Genomic DNA, 16,260 nt, shown 5'->3' on the forward strand with positions numbered 1-16,260 from the left:
AGATTTATACTAGAATCTTATTCTTATTTAAGTTTATCATGAAGTACAAAAGCTGTCAAAGACTAGGGGATATAAAAAAAATAAAAAAAAGGAAATTCATCATAAGTGTAGAATAATATATCGGTTAATTTTGCCAAAAATATTAGAAAAGAAGGTAACAGTATTATGTGGAAAAAATATATTATAAAAATAATTACAATTATAGGATCATTTTTATTAGGAGTAGTTTTAAGAGAAGGACTAAGTTCTAGAATAATTACAGAAAAATTGTTAGAAAAAGATATGATTACAAATATAAATTATATTTATACTTTTGGAATTAAGGAAATTATAACAGTATTAGTATTTACAGGATTAGTTTATGTATGCTTTTACATAAAATATATTGAAAGTAAGGTTTCTTTGTCAGAAATAAATAAAACATTTTTTAAAATATTGCATATAGAATTACTAATATTTGCATTTACAACAGGAACTTGTCTAGGAAATATTTTAGATAAAGTAACTATACTTTTAATGTTTGGAATAATAGTTTTAGTTTTAGAAGTCATATTTTCTATAGAAAGATCTTATAAGCTAGAAGCAGAAGAAGATGAAAATAGAAAAGAATTATATAAAAGTAGAGAAGACTTATTAGAAAGATTAAAAACTTATTTAAAAAATATGGATGCGGTAGCAATAACAGGAGCATGGGGAATAGGGAAAACAGTTTTTCTTAATGAGTTTTTTTATAGAGCTGAAAATGGTGACAATGCTGAAAAAAAATATGAAAAAATATATATAGATGTATCTATCTTCACTGAAAATAAAAGAATTATAGAAAAGATAGAAAGAGATTTAAATAATATATTTGAAAAGTATGGTATTTTAAAGATAAAAGATAAATTATTAACTGGACTTGAAGAAAATAATTCTTGGTGTAAATCAATATTAAATTTTTTTAAATTAGAAGTAGAAAATAAAAATCAAAATTTAGAAAAAAAAATTAAAGAACTGGAAACTAAAAATAAAAGTATAGTTTTATGCTTAGATAATTTTGAAAGAATAAGTGATAAAAATAGAATAATTAGTTTGTTAGCGATAATAGATGAAAGAATACCAAAAGGGATAAAAAGGGTATATTTGTATGATGAAGAATATATGGAAGAATTATTTTCTGGAGTAAAAAAAGCAAATGAAATATTAGATGAAAGTTTATATTCAAAAGGATTTAAAGAATATTTTAATAAATATATAGAACATTCTTTTAGTATTAAAGATGCAAAAATAGAGGAGATATTAGCTAGAAGTCCAGATTTAAAAAAAGTGATAGATAGAATAACAAGTAGAATAGATTCTTTTGAAAAGAAATTAAAGTTTAAAGCAAATTTATTAAAAAATAACCAAAAAGAGAAAGAAGAAAATAGTAAAAATTCTGATGCAAAAATACAAATAATAAATAATTTTATTGAAATAAGTTTAAATTTTAAAAAGCTATTGTTGGTTCCAAGGTATTTAGAACAACTAAAAAATTTCATAGGAAAGATAGAAGAAAAAAATAAAGTTTATGAATTAGAATGGAAAATAATTTCGGATTGTTTTAAAAATGTTTCAGCGAAAAAATTAGAAGAAAATTCATTTAATGATATGGATTATGTTATTGATGAAAATAAAATTGATAAAAATATTATATTTTTAAGATATTTATTTTTTACTGAAAATACAGGGAATAATTATGATAGGTTGAAAGTTTATAAAAATGAAAAAAAAGATAAATATGAATTAGAAATAGAAAAAATAGAAAAAAATATACAAGGAAGACTAACTGAAGGATTATCTCTTATAAAAGATAGATATTCTAACAGTAAAAGAATATATAAATATAATGAATTTTTAGAAAAAGGATTTTCTAATTTAAATGAATATATTATTAATAGTAGTAAAGAATTAAGCTCTTTGGTATTGGATTATAAAAATGAAATTGATAAAATAGATTACTTTTTTTTAGAAAAAATAGTTTTAGATGAAAATGGTATATATAAAGATGGAGAAAAAGAAACTTCTGTTATAGATTATAGAGAAACTATAATTAAGTTATATTTAAAGTATAATAAAAATATTCAAATTTTACTTCAATTTATATTATCCATAAAAGAAAGTGAAGTAGCGTTTGATAATTTAGAAAAAAATTTAAAAGAAAAATTAAAAGTGGATTTTTTAAAAGAAATTATAAAAAAACTTAGAATGAGAGCTGAAGGTTTAGAAGAAGAATTAAAACAAGTTTATTTAACTGTTGATGAAGTTAAAAATTCATTAATTTTTGCTGAGAAAATTCTAGATTTGCCAGTGGAAGCTAAAAGTGAAAAAAAGAAAAAAGCAATACCTGAAGAATATTTTGAAAATAAAACAAGAAAGGAACTATTGCTAGGATTAGAAAGTTCTTATGATGAATTAAACAATGAATTTAAATTAGATTTCGATGGATTGTTAGAAAAAGAGTTTATAATTCTAAATAAAGATAATGCTACAGACTATAGAGAAGAATTGCAAGATAATTTAAATAAAGAGGCAGATGAAAATAAAATAGAATTGAAAATTTTTTTATTGATAGAACTTATAAAGCTTGAAAAAGGTATAAAATAAAATTATTAAAGGAGATGGAAAATGAATACAATAAATAAGAAAGATATAGAAATTTCTCCAGAAAATCCTTTTAAAAATTGTAAATTAGGAAGGGAAAAGATTGCTAGAAGTTTAACGAAAATAATAAAAAATATTAATGTTGATAATGGATTTGTAATTAGTATAGATTCTCCATGGGGAACAGGGAAGACAACTTTTATAGATATGTGGAAAGCTTTATTAGAAAAAGATGAAGAAGAAAATATTATTTGTGTTAAGTTTAATGCCTGGGATAATGATTTCTATAATGATCCTTTGATTTCAATTTTAGAAAATTTAGATGAAGCTATAGATAAAGATATTGAGAAAATAACTAAAAATTTTGCACAAGATAGTTGGGAAAATGTTAAATCAAATTTAAAAACTAAGGGTAAAGCTTTAATTTGTGATGCTATTAAAGCCAAAACTCATGGATTAATAGATATTTCAGGAGAAGAAAGAGAAGATGATTTATTAAAAAATTATGGTAATTTAAAAGAAAAAAATGGGAAAATAAAAAAGGGATTAATGGAATTAAAGAAAGAATTTGGAGAAAATAATAAGTTAAGGATCGTATTTTTTATAGATGAATTAGATAGGTGTAGACCAGATTATGCAATTAAAGTGTTGGAAATAATAAAACATTTTTTTAGAACAGAAGGTTATATTTTTATATTATCGTTAGATAAATCTCAACTTTCAAAATCTATATCAACTATTTATGGGCAAGGAATGGATTCTGAAGGATACTTAAGAAGATTTATAGATGTTGACTATACTTTGCCAATGCCATCAAAAGAAAAATATATAGAAAGTTTATTAGAAAAACATAGTTTAGATAAAAGCACAGTTTTTGTAAGAAGAGTATATGAAATTTTAAATGTAGAAGAAAATATTAGTCTAAGAGATATTGAAAAGTTATTTTTTAAATTAAAGATATTTTTATATTCAAAAACAAATATTCCACCAGAAAGAATGAATGTTGAAAAAAATTGGATTTTTGATTCAATTTATGCATATTTCTTCGTTTTAAATTTTTTATATTTTGAATTATATAATGATTTATTTTCAGAAAAACCAAAATGTTTTAATCCTTCATTAACCGCTTCAGGAGCTCCAATTGAAAATAGAGATATTTCAGAATTATTTAGAAAAACATTAAAATGGTTTGAAAATTATGAAAATTATCAAGCTCCACCTAATACGATAGCGAATAGTTTAATAAAAAAAATTCATAGCATTTTATTTTCAAATGATACTGAAAAGAGTTTAGAAATAAGAAAATATACAAATCGTATAACGGGACAAACAATAAATGATCGTTTAGATATTTCTTTATTATTTAATGAAGAAGGAGAATTTATAATTAAAAATGATATTGAAATGATTAATGGAATAAATGATTAATTTTTAAAAGTAATTTGAAGAGGGGATGTTTTCCCTCTTCCTTTTTAGTTTATTTTCAAACTGTCAGAGCTAAAATAAAGGATTTTATATTTTCTTGATAGTAAATTAATCACAAAAATTTTAAAAGTTTTAATTTTGAGTGACTAGTAAAGAAATAAAGATATATTTGAGGTGTTTAAAAAGAAAGGAAGGGCAATTATGAAAAATGATATGAAAATATTATATATAGAGAAGCCTGTCTATGCTTCTAATTCTAAAGAAAATTTAGATAATGAAGCAAAAGTTTATAATGAAGAAAATCAAGAAGAAATATACTATATTTATAATTGTATTTATTTTGATTCCTATTCAAATTGTAAATCATTAAATAAAACAATTAGAAAAAAATATATGGAAAAATTAGACTATATTCCTCATTCAATGTATTTTATTTTATTAGATGATTTAGAAAAATATGTAAAACTTAAAAATAAAAAAAGAAAGTTTGATTATACTACAATATGGAAATTTTCTAAATTATTTGATATTTATAGTGATATTTTAACGATAGAAGGAATAGGTGAAGGAATCTATTTTAAAAAAATAATAAGAGAGGAAGATTGGAAAAATTTATTAATTCGAGCAGTGAAAGATAATGGAGAATGGTTTGGAGGATTTATTGATTGTATAAAATCAGCAGGTAGTTTAAGAGATGACAGAGTAAAAGAGATGATAGATTTATCGATTGAATTAGATTTTAGTTCTAATAAAGAAGTGGTTCTTCATAATATATTTAAGTCAGAAATTTTAGGAATTGAAGTTGAAAAATTAAAGAAAAAATTGAAAACATTATTGATAGTAATAGCTGTGGTAATAATAATTTTAAGTTATTTAAAATAAAGTTTTAATAGGAGGAAGTTATGAGTAAACTATTCATTATAGGTAATGGATTTGATTTAAGTCACTGTATGGATACCCGATATAGTGATTTTAGGAAATATTTAATTAGGACATACCCTGAAAGTGAGAAAATTAGTGAAGAAGATGACATATTTTTTGATAAGCAAATAGACGGGCATGGAGAGATAGTTAAGCCTCTAGATTATCAGGTAGTAGGTTGGTTGCTTAATACAATTGATTTTTTAGGAGATTATAATTGGAGTGATTTAGAAAATTATTTAGGGATGATAACTTTTGATAATTATTACAATGAAGAAAATTATCCTGAAGATGAAGACGGAGATATAAATCCTTGGAAACAAGTTGAAATCAATGAAGATATTTACTTTTATTTTCCGTATATGGGAGAAAGATTATTTGAATTTTTTAATGATTGGGTTTATGAAATAAAATATAAAAAAAGTTTGAAAGATTTTTCTAGATTAATTAATTTAGAGAAAGACTATTTTTTGAATTTTAATTATACAGAAACTTTAGAAAAAAAATATAATATAAAAAAAGTTTGTCATATTCATGGGAAATTAGGAGAAACTTTATTATTTGGACATGGGAATGATGAAGAATGTATATCTGAAGTTCAGGGTGGGTTAGGGATTGGAGCAGAAGATTCAGTTCAATCTACTAGGGATATTTGGAAAAAAGATACTAAAGGAGCATTAGAAAATAATAAGAATTTTTTTGATCAGTTAGGTAATAAACAAATTAAAAAAATTTATTCTTATGGATTTTCTTATGGTAAAGTAGATGAAATTTATATAAAAGAAATAATAAAAAAAATTAATGGAAAAGATGTTACTTGGTATTTAGATGATTATAATAATGAAATAAATTTAAATTATAAAAAAATAATAGAGGACTTAGGATTTAAAGGGAAAATAAAAGAATTTTCTTGTAATTAAAAAAGCCCTAGGGCTGAGGTTTGAGGTTATTTCTTGTTTACCAAAAATATTAACAAAAAAATAAGTATAAAAATAAATACTTCTCCATTAATATTAACAGTATCAATAGCAATATACATCTCAAAACCTCCTAATGAAATTGGTCTACTGTACATAAGAAACGTGACTAACTTCTGTACATGAAATAAGCTTCCACTTAAAAGTGAAAGCCTATATCATCACGTTATTACCAATTTCATTAGATGCCCTAAGCACCTAGGTATTCTTATTATAAAATATCTATATCAAAAAGTCAAATAATCTATTATTTCTTGATTAACCCCACTCCATCTCCAAAAGGAAGTAAAGTGAATCCAGGACAGGTCTCGTGAAGATATTCAATAAATTCATTTAACTTTCTAACAATAGTTTTAAATCTTTTTGGGTATTCCTTATATAAATATCCTCTAAACATAATATTATCTATAAAGACAATCCCATCTTTTTTTAATAATTTGTATGAATCTTCAAAAAATCTTTTGTATTGGCCTTTAGATGCATCAATAAATATAAAATCAAATTTCTCATCTAATTTTGATATTTCTTCACAAGCATCTCCAAGAATCATATTTACATTTGTAAGTCCTGATTTCTTAAAGTTTTCTTTAGCTTGATTAAATCTAGTTTCATCAATTTCCATTGTAGTAAGTTTACCATCATATTTTTTAGCAATACTAGCCATAAGGATACCAGAATAACCAATAGCAGTACCAACTTCTAATATATTCTTACTTTTATTCATATCTACCATAAATTTCAAATATTCAGCAACTTCTTTAGTTACAATTGGAACATTATTTTCATGGGCAAATTTTTCCATTTCTAATATAAGTTCATCTTTTTCTTTTATTTTGCTAACAACATATTCGTTAGCTTCTTTTAATTCTTCAAGCATTTTTCCTCCAAAATTTTACACATTATTAGTTTTTCTTTCTTCTAAGTTTTACAATATAGAAATTATCTAATATTTCTTCTTTGAAATTTATTAAGAATCCATTAACATCATCATATTCCCCACTAACATTTGAAGGAATATCTACTTTTAAACTTTCAAAATCAGGATTATTTTCTAAAAATTTAGAAATATTATCAGTATTTTCTTCCCTTGTAATAGTACAAGTACTATAGATAAGTTCTCCATCTTCTTTTAAAACTTTGCTAGCAGAATCTAAAATATTATATTGAAGCTCAGAAAGTTCATGAACATTATCCATGTTTTTATTATATAAAGCTTCAGGTTTTTTCCTAATAACTCCATATCCACTACAAGGAGCATCAACTAAAATCTTATCAAATTTTAAACCTTGTTCCTTTACTTTAGTAGCATCCATTTTTACAGGAGTAATAATATTTATTCCCATTTTTTTAGCATTACCTTCAATTAATTTTATTTTATGAGGATGAATATCTAAAGCTAAAATCTTTCCTTCATTTTTCATTAATTCACCAATTAAAACAGTTTTACTTCCAGGAGCAGAACAAGTATCAAGTACAAAATCTCCAGGTTTAGGATCTAGTGACTTTACAGCTAAATAAGAAGCTCCGTCTTGGGCTATTATTTTTCCTTCTTTGAACTCATCAAAATAGATAACAATTCCAGAATCTATATAGTAAACAGTATCAACTTTTTTAATTATATTTATATTTTCACGTTTAAGAAGATTTTCAAATTCATCAGTTGAATATTTTAAAGTGTTAACTCTAATTGATAAATAAGGGATTTTTTTAAGAGATTTTAATACCTTTTCACAATCTTCTCCATATTCATCTTTCATTTTTTTATAGAACCATTTAGGATAAGAATATAAAATATTTAATTTATTTTCAGATCTAAGTTTTTCAATTTCCTTATCTTTATCTCTTAAGTAACTTCTTAAAACTCCATTCACAAATTTTCCAAGAGGATTGCTAAATTTTCTTTTAGCTAACTCAGCTGCTTCCCAAACAACACCAGCTTCATCACTATCCATAAAAGTGATTTGATAAATAGAAATTCTTAAAAGTTGTCTCAGCCAATCTTTTTTAATTTCCTTAACTCTTTTATTAATCATTGTGTCTAGAAAAATTTTGTTTCTGATAGTTCCATAGAAAACTTCTGTGATAAATCCTCTTTCTTTGCTACTTAAAGGATTAGCTTTGAAATATTCATTTAAAGCTATGTTTGAAAATTTACCTTTTTCAGTTTCAGAGATGATAGAAATGATTCTCTTTTTGATATTCATGTTAGTACTTCCTTTTAATTTATATTTTTCCCTAATATTATACTATATTCTACATTTAATTAAAAGAAATGAATATACTTTTTAGGTATTGACACCGTAAAAAATATATGGTATTTTAATATTAGCAGTTAAATATAACGAGTGCTAAAAAAAGTAGGAGGAGATTTACAATGAGAAAAGAGACACAAAATTTTCAGGCAGAAACTAAAGAATTATTAAACCTTATGGTTCATTCAATTTACAGTAATAAGGAGATATTTATAAGAGAACTTGTATCAAATGCAAGTGATGCCATAGACAAATTAAAATTTAAATCTTTAACTAATACAGAGTTATTAAAAGATGGAAAAGATTTTCAAATCATTTTAAAAGGTGACAAAGAAAAGAATATATTAGAAATTAGAGATAATGGTATTGGAATGACTTTTGAAGAAGTTAATGAAAATATAGGAACTATAGCAAAATCTGGTTCAAAAGCTTTCTTAGAAAAAATAAAAGAAGCAAAAGAAAATAAAGATTTAGATATAATAGGACAATTCGGTGTAGGATTCTATTCAGCTTTCATGGTAGCAGATGAAATAACTTTATTTACTAAATCACCAGAATCTGAAACAACTGTAAAATGGTCATCTAAAGGAGATGGAACATATGAGGTTGAAGAAGTTGAAAATTTAGAAGATTTAGTAAGAGGTACAAAAATAATCTTACATCTAAAAGATGAAGATAAAGATTTTGCAGAAGATTATAAATTAAAAAGTCTTGTAAAAAAACATTCAGGATCTGTTAAATATCCAGTAATGTTAGGAGAAGAAAAATTAAATAATGAAAAACCATTATGGAAATTAGATAAAAAAGATATTACAGATGAAATGTATAATGAATTTTATAAATCAACATTTATGGGAATGGAAGATCCATTAATGCACTTTAATTTTAAAGTTCAAGGATCATTAGAATATAATGCTGTTTTATTTGTTCCAAATAGAACTCCAATGGATTTCTATACAAAGGAATATAAAAGAGGATTACAATTATATTCTAAAAATGTATTTATTATGGAATCAGCAGAGAATTTAGTTCCAGAATATTTAAGATTCTTAAAAGGTGTAGTTGATACAGATAATTTATCTTTAAATATTTCAAGAGAAATTTTACAACAAAATAATGAATTAACTAAAATATCTAAAAATTTAGAAAAGAAAGTTTTAGGAGAATTCACTAAATTATTAAAAAATAATAGAGATGAATATATTAAATTCTGGGAAATCTTTGGACAAACAATTAAGTTTGGAGTTCAAGAAATGTTTGGAATTAATAAAGAAAAATTACAAGACTTAATTATATTCAAATCATCTTATGAAGATAAATATGTAACATTAAAAGAATATACAGATAGAATGCCTAGTGATCAAGAAGATATATTCTATGTAACAGGAGAAAGTGAAGAAATAGTTAAAGAATTACCAAAATTAAAAGCATTAAAAGAAAAAGGATTTGAAGTACTATACTTTACAGATAGAATTGATGAATTTACAACAAAAACATTAATGGATTATGCTGGAAAAAAATTCAAATCAATAACTGCTTCAGATTTTAAATTAAATAAAGAAGAAGCTGAAAAAGATGAAACTTTAGAAAAAGAAAATAAACCTATATTAGATAAGTTTAAAGAATTATTAGGAGAAAAAATAGCAGAAGTTAAACTAGGAAATAATCTAGGTTCTTCAGCGGTAGCTATGACTTCAAAGGGAGAAGTTTCTTTAGAAATGGAAAAAACTCTTTCTCAAATTCCTGGAAATGAAGGAATTAAAGCAGAAAAAATATTGGAAATAAATCCTGAGCATCCTTTATTTGAAAGATTAAAAAATGCACAAGATGAAGAAGCAAGAGACTTATTAGATGTATTATATGATCAAGCTCTTTTAGTTGAAGGATTTAAAATAGAAAATCCAATAAAATTTGCAGAAAAAATGAATAAAATTTTATCAAAATAGTTCCATTTTTCTGATAAAAATAGTATCATATTGTTGTAGTTAAAATATTTTTGAGAGAGGAGAAGCTATGGATAGAAGAGAAGCCTTCAAATTTTTAGATAATTTGGCAAAGGGGATTTCTATTATGTTTGGATCAGACTGTGAAACAATAATTCACGATTTTAATACTGAGGACTGTGTAGTGGCTTCTATTTACAATGGGCATGTAACTGGAAGAAAAAAAGGAGATAAACTAAATCTTTTAGGAATATATAATTTAGATGATATGAGAAATGGAAAAGATTTATACAATTGTTTGGGGAAAACAGATGATGGAAGAATGATAAAATCAACAACTTTTCATTTTAAAGATGAAAAATTTCATTATGTTCTAGGGATAAATTTAGATTTTACTAAATTATCAATTGCACAAAAAACATTATCTGATATTATAAAAACAGGAATAGATGTTTCTAAAGCAATAAATGAAAATCCAAATGAAAAAGTTATTCTTGAAATATTCGAAGAAGGGTTAAGAAAAATAGGAAAACCAGTAAAAGAGATGAATAAAAAAGAAAGAATGGCTTTAGTAAAATACATAAATGATAATGGAGGATTTTCTTTAAAGAAAAGTATTCAAACAGTTGCAGAGAAAATGGAAATTTCAAGATATACAATATATAATTATTTAAAAGAATTTGGGATAGATTTAGCTAGACAATAATTATAAATAGTGTTGCTTTTTCTCATAAAATGGGGTATACATAAGTAACTAAACATGAAGAAGGTGAGATTATGTATATTACAGATTTAGAGATTGAAAAATATTTAAGAGGTAGCAAACATGAGTATTTTCAAAAAGAAAAGCACATAGGAAGAATTGTAGACACTAAATTAAAAATAGCAACTGGGAAAGTTGTTAAGGAAGATTTAAAAAGTGTTAAAATATTTATGAGCAAACTTTCTAAAAAATTATTTAAGGATAAATTTAAAACAGATCATGTAAGTGAAATAGAAGTGATAAAAGAAGCAGAACATCTTTTACATAACAAGTATAAAGAGATAATTGATGAAGGTGAATTACTTCGTCTTATTGAAGAGGATTTAATTGAAAAATTTTTATAATTTAAAAAAAATAAAAAAAAATTTGACATGAAAATATCTTTGTGATAAGATGAGTCAAATAAAATTAAGAAGGAGGAAGCCATGTTATTAGTAATGAATTTAAGGAGCAGGAGATTTCATAAAAATGAATATTCTAGTTTTTTTAATGTTGCTAATGATATTATGAATTCCTGTTTTTTAAGAGAAAATATAAGTTAATAAGAATAAGTGTAAGCTAATTTTCTTATATTGAAATCATAATAATTTATAGACTTGTTGAAATTTTAACAGGGTAACATTTAAAAATATGTTATCCTGTTTTTTTTATATTTAAAAATAAAATTAATAAATAATATGGAGGTAGGTTATGAAAAAGTTAATAGTTTTATGTGGGATGATTTTAATGTGTTGCATTGGTTTTGCTAAAGGAAAAGAAAGTATATATGTTGGGACGAATCCAGAGTTTTTCCCTTTTGAATATTTAGAAAACGGAGAAATGAAAGGTTTTGATGTGGAGCTTATGGAGAAAATTGGAGCTAAAATAGATAAAGATATCAAATGGAAAGAAATGGCCTTTGATGGTTTGTTACCAGCTTTACAAAGTAAGAAGTTAGATGTAATTATTGCAGGAATGACAGCAACTAATGACAGAAAGAAATTTGTTAATTTCTCTGATGCTTATTACACTTCAACTCAAATGATATTAGTGAATAAAGGGACAAATGATATTGATTCTTTAGAAAGTATGAAAGGGAAAACAGTTGGAGTTATCCTAGGATATACTGGAGATGTAGCTGTAAGTAAAATAGATGGTGTTGAAGTCAAGAGATATAACGGAGCAGGAGAAGGAGTTATGGCTCTTAAGGCAAATAAGGTAGACGCTGTAGTTATAGATTCAGAACCAGCTAAAAATTATGCTAAAAAGAATAAAGGTTTAAAATTAATAGAAACTAAATTAGATAAAGAAGAATATGCAATTGCAATAGCTAAGGGAAATGATAAATTAACAAAAGAAATAAATGATGCTTTAAATGAGCTTGTAAAAGATGGAACTTATAAAAAATTAATGACAAAATATTTTAACTAATAAAAGGGAAAAGAGAGGAGATTTAGATTATGAAAACTAAAGAAAAAGTTGTATTAGCATATTCAGGAGGATTAGACACATCAGTTATAGTACCATGGTTACAAGAAAATTATGATTTTGATGTAATTGCAGTATCTGTTGATGTTGGACAAGAAGAAGATTTTGAAGCTGTAGGGAAAAAAGCAGAGCATATAGGAGCCAAAAAATTCTACGCTGTTGATAAAAAACAAGAATTAGTTGATGAATATATATTCCCAATGATAAAGGCAGGAGCTAAATATGAAAATAAATATTTATTAGGAACTGCAATAGCAAGACCTGTTATTTCAAAGGGATTAGTTGAGATAGCTAAAAAAGAGGGAGCAAGTTATATAGTTCACGGAGCTACAGGAAAAGGAAATGACCAAGTTAGATTTGAATTAGGAATAAAAGCTCTAGCACCAAATATGAAAATAATAGCTCCTTGGCGTATATGGGATATAAAATCTCGTAAACAAGAAATAGAATATTTAAAATCTAAGGGAGTTGAATTACCTTTTAATGAAAAGACTTCATATAGTAGAGATGAAAATATTTTCCATATAAGTCATGAAGGACTAGATCTAGAAAATCCTGGAAATACTCCTAATTATGAGGAATTACTTCAATGGGTAAAGCCTTTAGAAAGTTCAAGTAATGAGGCAGAATGTGTGAGCATAGACTTTGAAAAAGGTATTCCAGTTGCTATAAACGGAGAAAAAATGAAGGGATTAGAAATCCTTCAAGCATTAAATGCCTTAGGATCAAAACATGGAATTGGAGTTATTGATTTAGTAGAAAATAGACTTGTTGGAATGAAATCTCGTGGAGTATATGAAACTCCAGCAGGAACAATTCTTTATTTTGCTCATGAAGAACTAGAAAGATTATGTGTGGATAGAGATACTATTCAAGCTAAACAAAAATTATCTCATGACATGGCTAAATTAATATACAATGGTCAATGGTTTACAAAATACAGAAAATCTATCTCAGCCTTTGTTGATGAGACTCAAGAATTTGTAACAGGAACTGTTAAATTAAAACTATATAAGGGAAATATAATTTTACAAGGTTTAGAATCTGATTGTTCTTTATATTCAGAAGATTTCTCAACTTTTGATGAGGATGAAGTATATAATCAAAAAGATGCAGAAGGATTTATTAACCTATTTGGTTTACCGATAAAAATAGAGGCACTATTAAGAGAAAAAAAATAAAAAAATAGGTGACATCTCCTAATGATTTGTGTTAAAATTCTCAGTAATACAAAAAAGTTAGGAGAGTGATACAGAATGCCAATAAAAGTACTAAAAGATTTGCCAGCAAAAAAAGTTTTAGAAAATGAGAATATTTTTGTGATGGACAATGCAAGAGCTATGAGCCAAGATATAAGACCTTTGCAAATAATTATATTAAACTTAATGCCAACAAAGGAAAAAACTGAAGAACAATTATTAAGATTACTTAGTAATAGTCCTTTGCAAATAGATATAACTCTCCTTACTATGGAAAGCTATAATTCAAAAAATACTTCTAAGGAACATTTAAATTCTTTTTATAAAGTTTTTAAAGATATAAAAGCTAAAAAATTTGATGGACTTATAATAACTGGAGCTCCAGTTGAAAAGTTAGATTATGAAGAAGTTGAATATTGGAAAGAATTAAGTGAAATTATGGAGTGGGCGAAGGTAAATGTATATTCAACCTTCCATATATGTTGGGGGGCTCAAGCAGGGCTATATTATAATTATGGAATAAATAAAGAGCTATTAAATGAAAAAATGAGTGGAATTTTTAAACATACTATAGTAGATAATAAAATTCCTTTGGTGAGGGGCTTTGATCATGAATTTTTAGTTCCTCACTCAAGGAATACAACTGTTAATATTGAAGAATTTGAAAAAATTGATGATTTAATAGTTATATCAACTTCAAAAGAAGCAGGGGTATATTTAGCAATGTCAAAGGATGGAAGAAGAATTTTTGTATCAGGACATTCTGAATATGACTGTGATACTTTAAAAAAAGAATATGATAGGGATATGGAAAAAGGAATAAATCCTAAAATTCCAGTAAATTATTTTCCTGAAGATGATCCAAGAAAGGAACCAATTTCTACTTGGAAATCTCATGCTCATTTATTATATTCAAACTGGTTGAATTATTATGTATATCAAAGAACACCATTCAACATAAATGAAATTTAAATTCAGATTAGTTCATTAACTTGAATTTTGAATGCAGTAGTGGTATAATTAGGTCATAAGGAAAAGGGGGCCTCATTATGAATAAATTATTGATAAAAAATTCAAGGATAGTTCTAGAAAATGAGATAATAAAAGGAAATATTCTTATTGAAGAGGGAATTATAAAAGAAATATCTTCTGAAAATATTAAGGTTAATGATGAAAATATAGAAATTATAAATGCTAAGGGGAACTATATTATTCCAGGATTTATAGATGTTCATATCCATGGTTCAAATGGATCAGATGTTATGGATGGGACAAAGGAAGCTTTAATAAATATATCCAAATTTATAGTAAAAAAAGGTGTTACTAATTTTTTAGCAACAACTTTAACAAGTTCAAAAGAAAAGCTTATAAATGTTTTGAAAACTATAGGAGAAGTTGAAAATAAAGATATTGATGGAGCTAATATTTTTGGTGTTCATATGGAAGGACCATATTTTGATGTTGAGTATAAAGGTGCTCAAGAAGAAAAATTTATAAAAAATTCTTCTACAAAACATTTAAGAGAGTTCTTGAGTGTGAAAAAAGATATGGTGAAAATGATGTCTATTTCTCCTCATACAAAGGAAGCCTACAAAGGAATAGAATTTTTAAAAAGAAATGGTGTAATAGTTTCAGTTGGACATTCAGCAGCAACTTATGATGAAGTTATGAAGGGGATTGATTCTGGAATAACTCATTCAACTCATACTTATAATGGAATGAGAGGATTAAATCATAGAGAGCCTGGTGTAGTTGGAGCAGTTATGGTTTCAGATAAAATAAATGCAGAAATAATTTTCGATGAAATTCATGTTCATAGGGCAGCTGTGGACATACTTATAAGAGCAAAAGGAGTAGATAAAGTTCTTTGTATTACTGATGCAATATCAGCAACAGGTTTATCAGATGGAGATTATAAGCTTGGAAATTTAGATGTTTATGTAAAAAATAAAGAAGCTAGATTAAAAATTAATGATGCTCTAGCAGGTAGTGTCTTAACTATGGATAAAGCTTTTAGAAATATATTATCTTTAGGCTATACAATTTATGATGCCATAAAAATGACCAGTACCAATGCAGCTAAGGAATTTAATTTAAATGCAGGGGAAATAAAAGTAGGAAAACAAGGAGACTTTGTTATTTTAGATGATGAATATAATCCAAAAGGAACAATAGTTAATGGAAAAATAAAATTTAATGAAATTTAAGAAAAACAGTGAAAAGAGCCCTATAAAATAGGGCTCTTTTCAGATTTATATAAGTTAATAGAAATTGAACGCTTAAAATTTACTTATGTAAAAAAATTTTATATTGATATATAAACACATTTTCGAAACTATAGACAAGTTTAGAAAATGTTGTGTATAAAAATATTATACTTAATGTTAACATAAAAATGATAACTATTAAAATAATTGAAATTATTAATGCTTTCATAAAATAAATATCTCCTTAAAACTTTAAATTCATTTTACAGAAAAATTAAAATAACTTCAAGATAAAAAAGTTTTGAATGCTTTTTTAAGTAAAAAAAACAAAAGTTAAAAAATTTGATAAATTACATTAATACATTTTTCAAAATCTTTATTATCAACTCCGATAATGATATTTAATTCATCAGCACTTTGAGAAATTACTCTAATATTTACATTTTCATTGCCCATAGCTGCAAAAAGTTTCCCAGAAGTTCCAGGT

13 protein-coding genes are annotated in these 16,260 nt (G+C 25.0%); 11 read left to right on the forward strand and 2 right to left on the reverse strand.

Translation table 11 applies throughout. The features are described from left to right. The first annotated feature begins 165 nt into the window (after window positions 1-165). From Q7K47_06850 to Q7K47_06865, 4 genes are all read left to right on the forward strand, one after another. Window positions 166-2,622: a hypothetical protein gene (locus Q7K47_06850; protein ID MDP0506941.1), complete on the forward strand. Its 2,457-nt coding sequence runs from the start codon at window positions 166-168 to the stop codon at window positions 2,620-2,622. Between the two features lie 21 nt (window positions 2,623-2,643). Beyond that, entirely contained in the window at window positions 2,644-4,047 is a 1,404-nt protein-coding gene (locus Q7K47_06855) for a P-loop NTPase fold protein (GenBank protein ID MDP0506942.1), read from the forward strand. A gap of 198 nt (window positions 4,048-4,245) precedes the next feature. After that, complete coding sequence (locus Q7K47_06860) at window positions 4,246-4,926, forward strand: hypothetical protein (protein MDP0506943.1); 681 nt, start codon at window positions 4,246-4,248, stop codon at window positions 4,924-4,926. Between the two features lie 20 nt (window positions 4,927-4,946). Beyond that, window positions 4,947-5,885: an AbiH family protein gene (locus Q7K47_06865; GenBank protein ID MDP0506944.1), complete on the forward strand. Its 939-nt coding sequence runs from the start codon at window positions 4,947-4,949 to the stop codon at window positions 5,883-5,885. Between the two features lie 304 nt (window positions 5,886-6,189). Here the strand turns inward: Q7K47_06865 and Q7K47_06870 are convergent, their stop codons facing one another. Continuing rightward, on the reverse strand, window positions 6,190-6,819 hold the full coding sequence (locus Q7K47_06870) for an O-methyltransferase (GenBank protein ID MDP0506945.1): 630 nt from the start codon (window positions 6,817-6,819) through the stop codon (window positions 6,190-6,192). A gap of 25 nt (window positions 6,820-6,844) precedes the next feature. Further along, on the reverse strand, window positions 6,845-8,146 hold the full coding sequence (gene rsmB, locus Q7K47_06875) for a 16S rRNA (cytosine(967)-C(5))-methyltransferase RsmB (protein MDP0506946.1): 1,302 nt from the start codon (window positions 8,144-8,146) through the stop codon (window positions 6,845-6,847). 170 nt (window positions 8,147-8,316) lie between these two features. On the opposite strand from rsmB, the gene htpG reads away from it, so the two are divergent. From htpG to nagA, 7 genes are all read left to right on the forward strand, one after another. Further along, window positions 8,317-10,140, forward strand: a complete 1,824-nt coding sequence (gene htpG, locus Q7K47_06880; GenBank protein ID MDP0506947.1) for a molecular chaperone HtpG — start codon at window positions 8,317-8,319, stop codon at window positions 10,138-10,140. Window positions 10,141-10,207: 67 nt separating this feature from the next. Beyond that, entirely contained in the window at window positions 10,208-10,843 is a 636-nt protein-coding gene (locus tag Q7K47_06885; protein ID MDP0506948.1) for a helix-turn-helix transcriptional regulator, read from the forward strand. A gap of 71 nt (window positions 10,844-10,914) precedes the next feature. Then, entirely contained in the window at window positions 10,915-11,244 is a 330-nt protein-coding gene (locus Q7K47_06890; protein ID MDP0506949.1) for a hypothetical protein, read from the forward strand. Between the two features lie 346 nt (window positions 11,245-11,590). Then, window positions 11,591-12,310 (forward strand): basic amino acid ABC transporter substrate-binding protein, encoded by a 720-nt coding sequence (locus Q7K47_06895; protein MDP0506950.1) that lies wholly within the window; start codon window positions 11,591-11,593, stop codon window positions 12,308-12,310. A gap of 29 nt (window positions 12,311-12,339) precedes the next feature. After that, window positions 12,340-13,548 carry an argininosuccinate synthase gene (locus tag Q7K47_06900; protein ID MDP0506951.1) on the forward strand — a complete coding sequence of 403 codons (1,209 nt, stop codon included), beginning with the start codon at window positions 12,340-12,342 and terminating at the stop codon, window positions 13,546-13,548. 75 nt (window positions 13,549-13,623) lie between these two features. Next, entirely contained in the window at window positions 13,624-14,538 is a 915-nt protein-coding gene (metA, locus tag Q7K47_06905) for a homoserine O-succinyltransferase (protein MDP0506952.1), read from the forward strand. Between the two features lie 77 nt (window positions 14,539-14,615). Then, window positions 14,616-15,773 (forward strand): N-acetylglucosamine-6-phosphate deacetylase, encoded by a 1,158-nt coding sequence (gene nagA, locus Q7K47_06910; protein ID MDP0506953.1) that lies wholly within the window; start codon window positions 14,616-14,618, stop codon window positions 15,771-15,773. The last annotated feature ends 487 nt before the right edge of the window (window positions 15,774-16,260 follow it).

The organism is Fusobacterium sp. JB019, from assembly GCA_030673965.1.
Taxonomy (GTDB): domain Bacteria; phylum Fusobacteriota; class Fusobacteriia; order Fusobacteriales; family Fusobacteriaceae; genus Fusobacterium_B.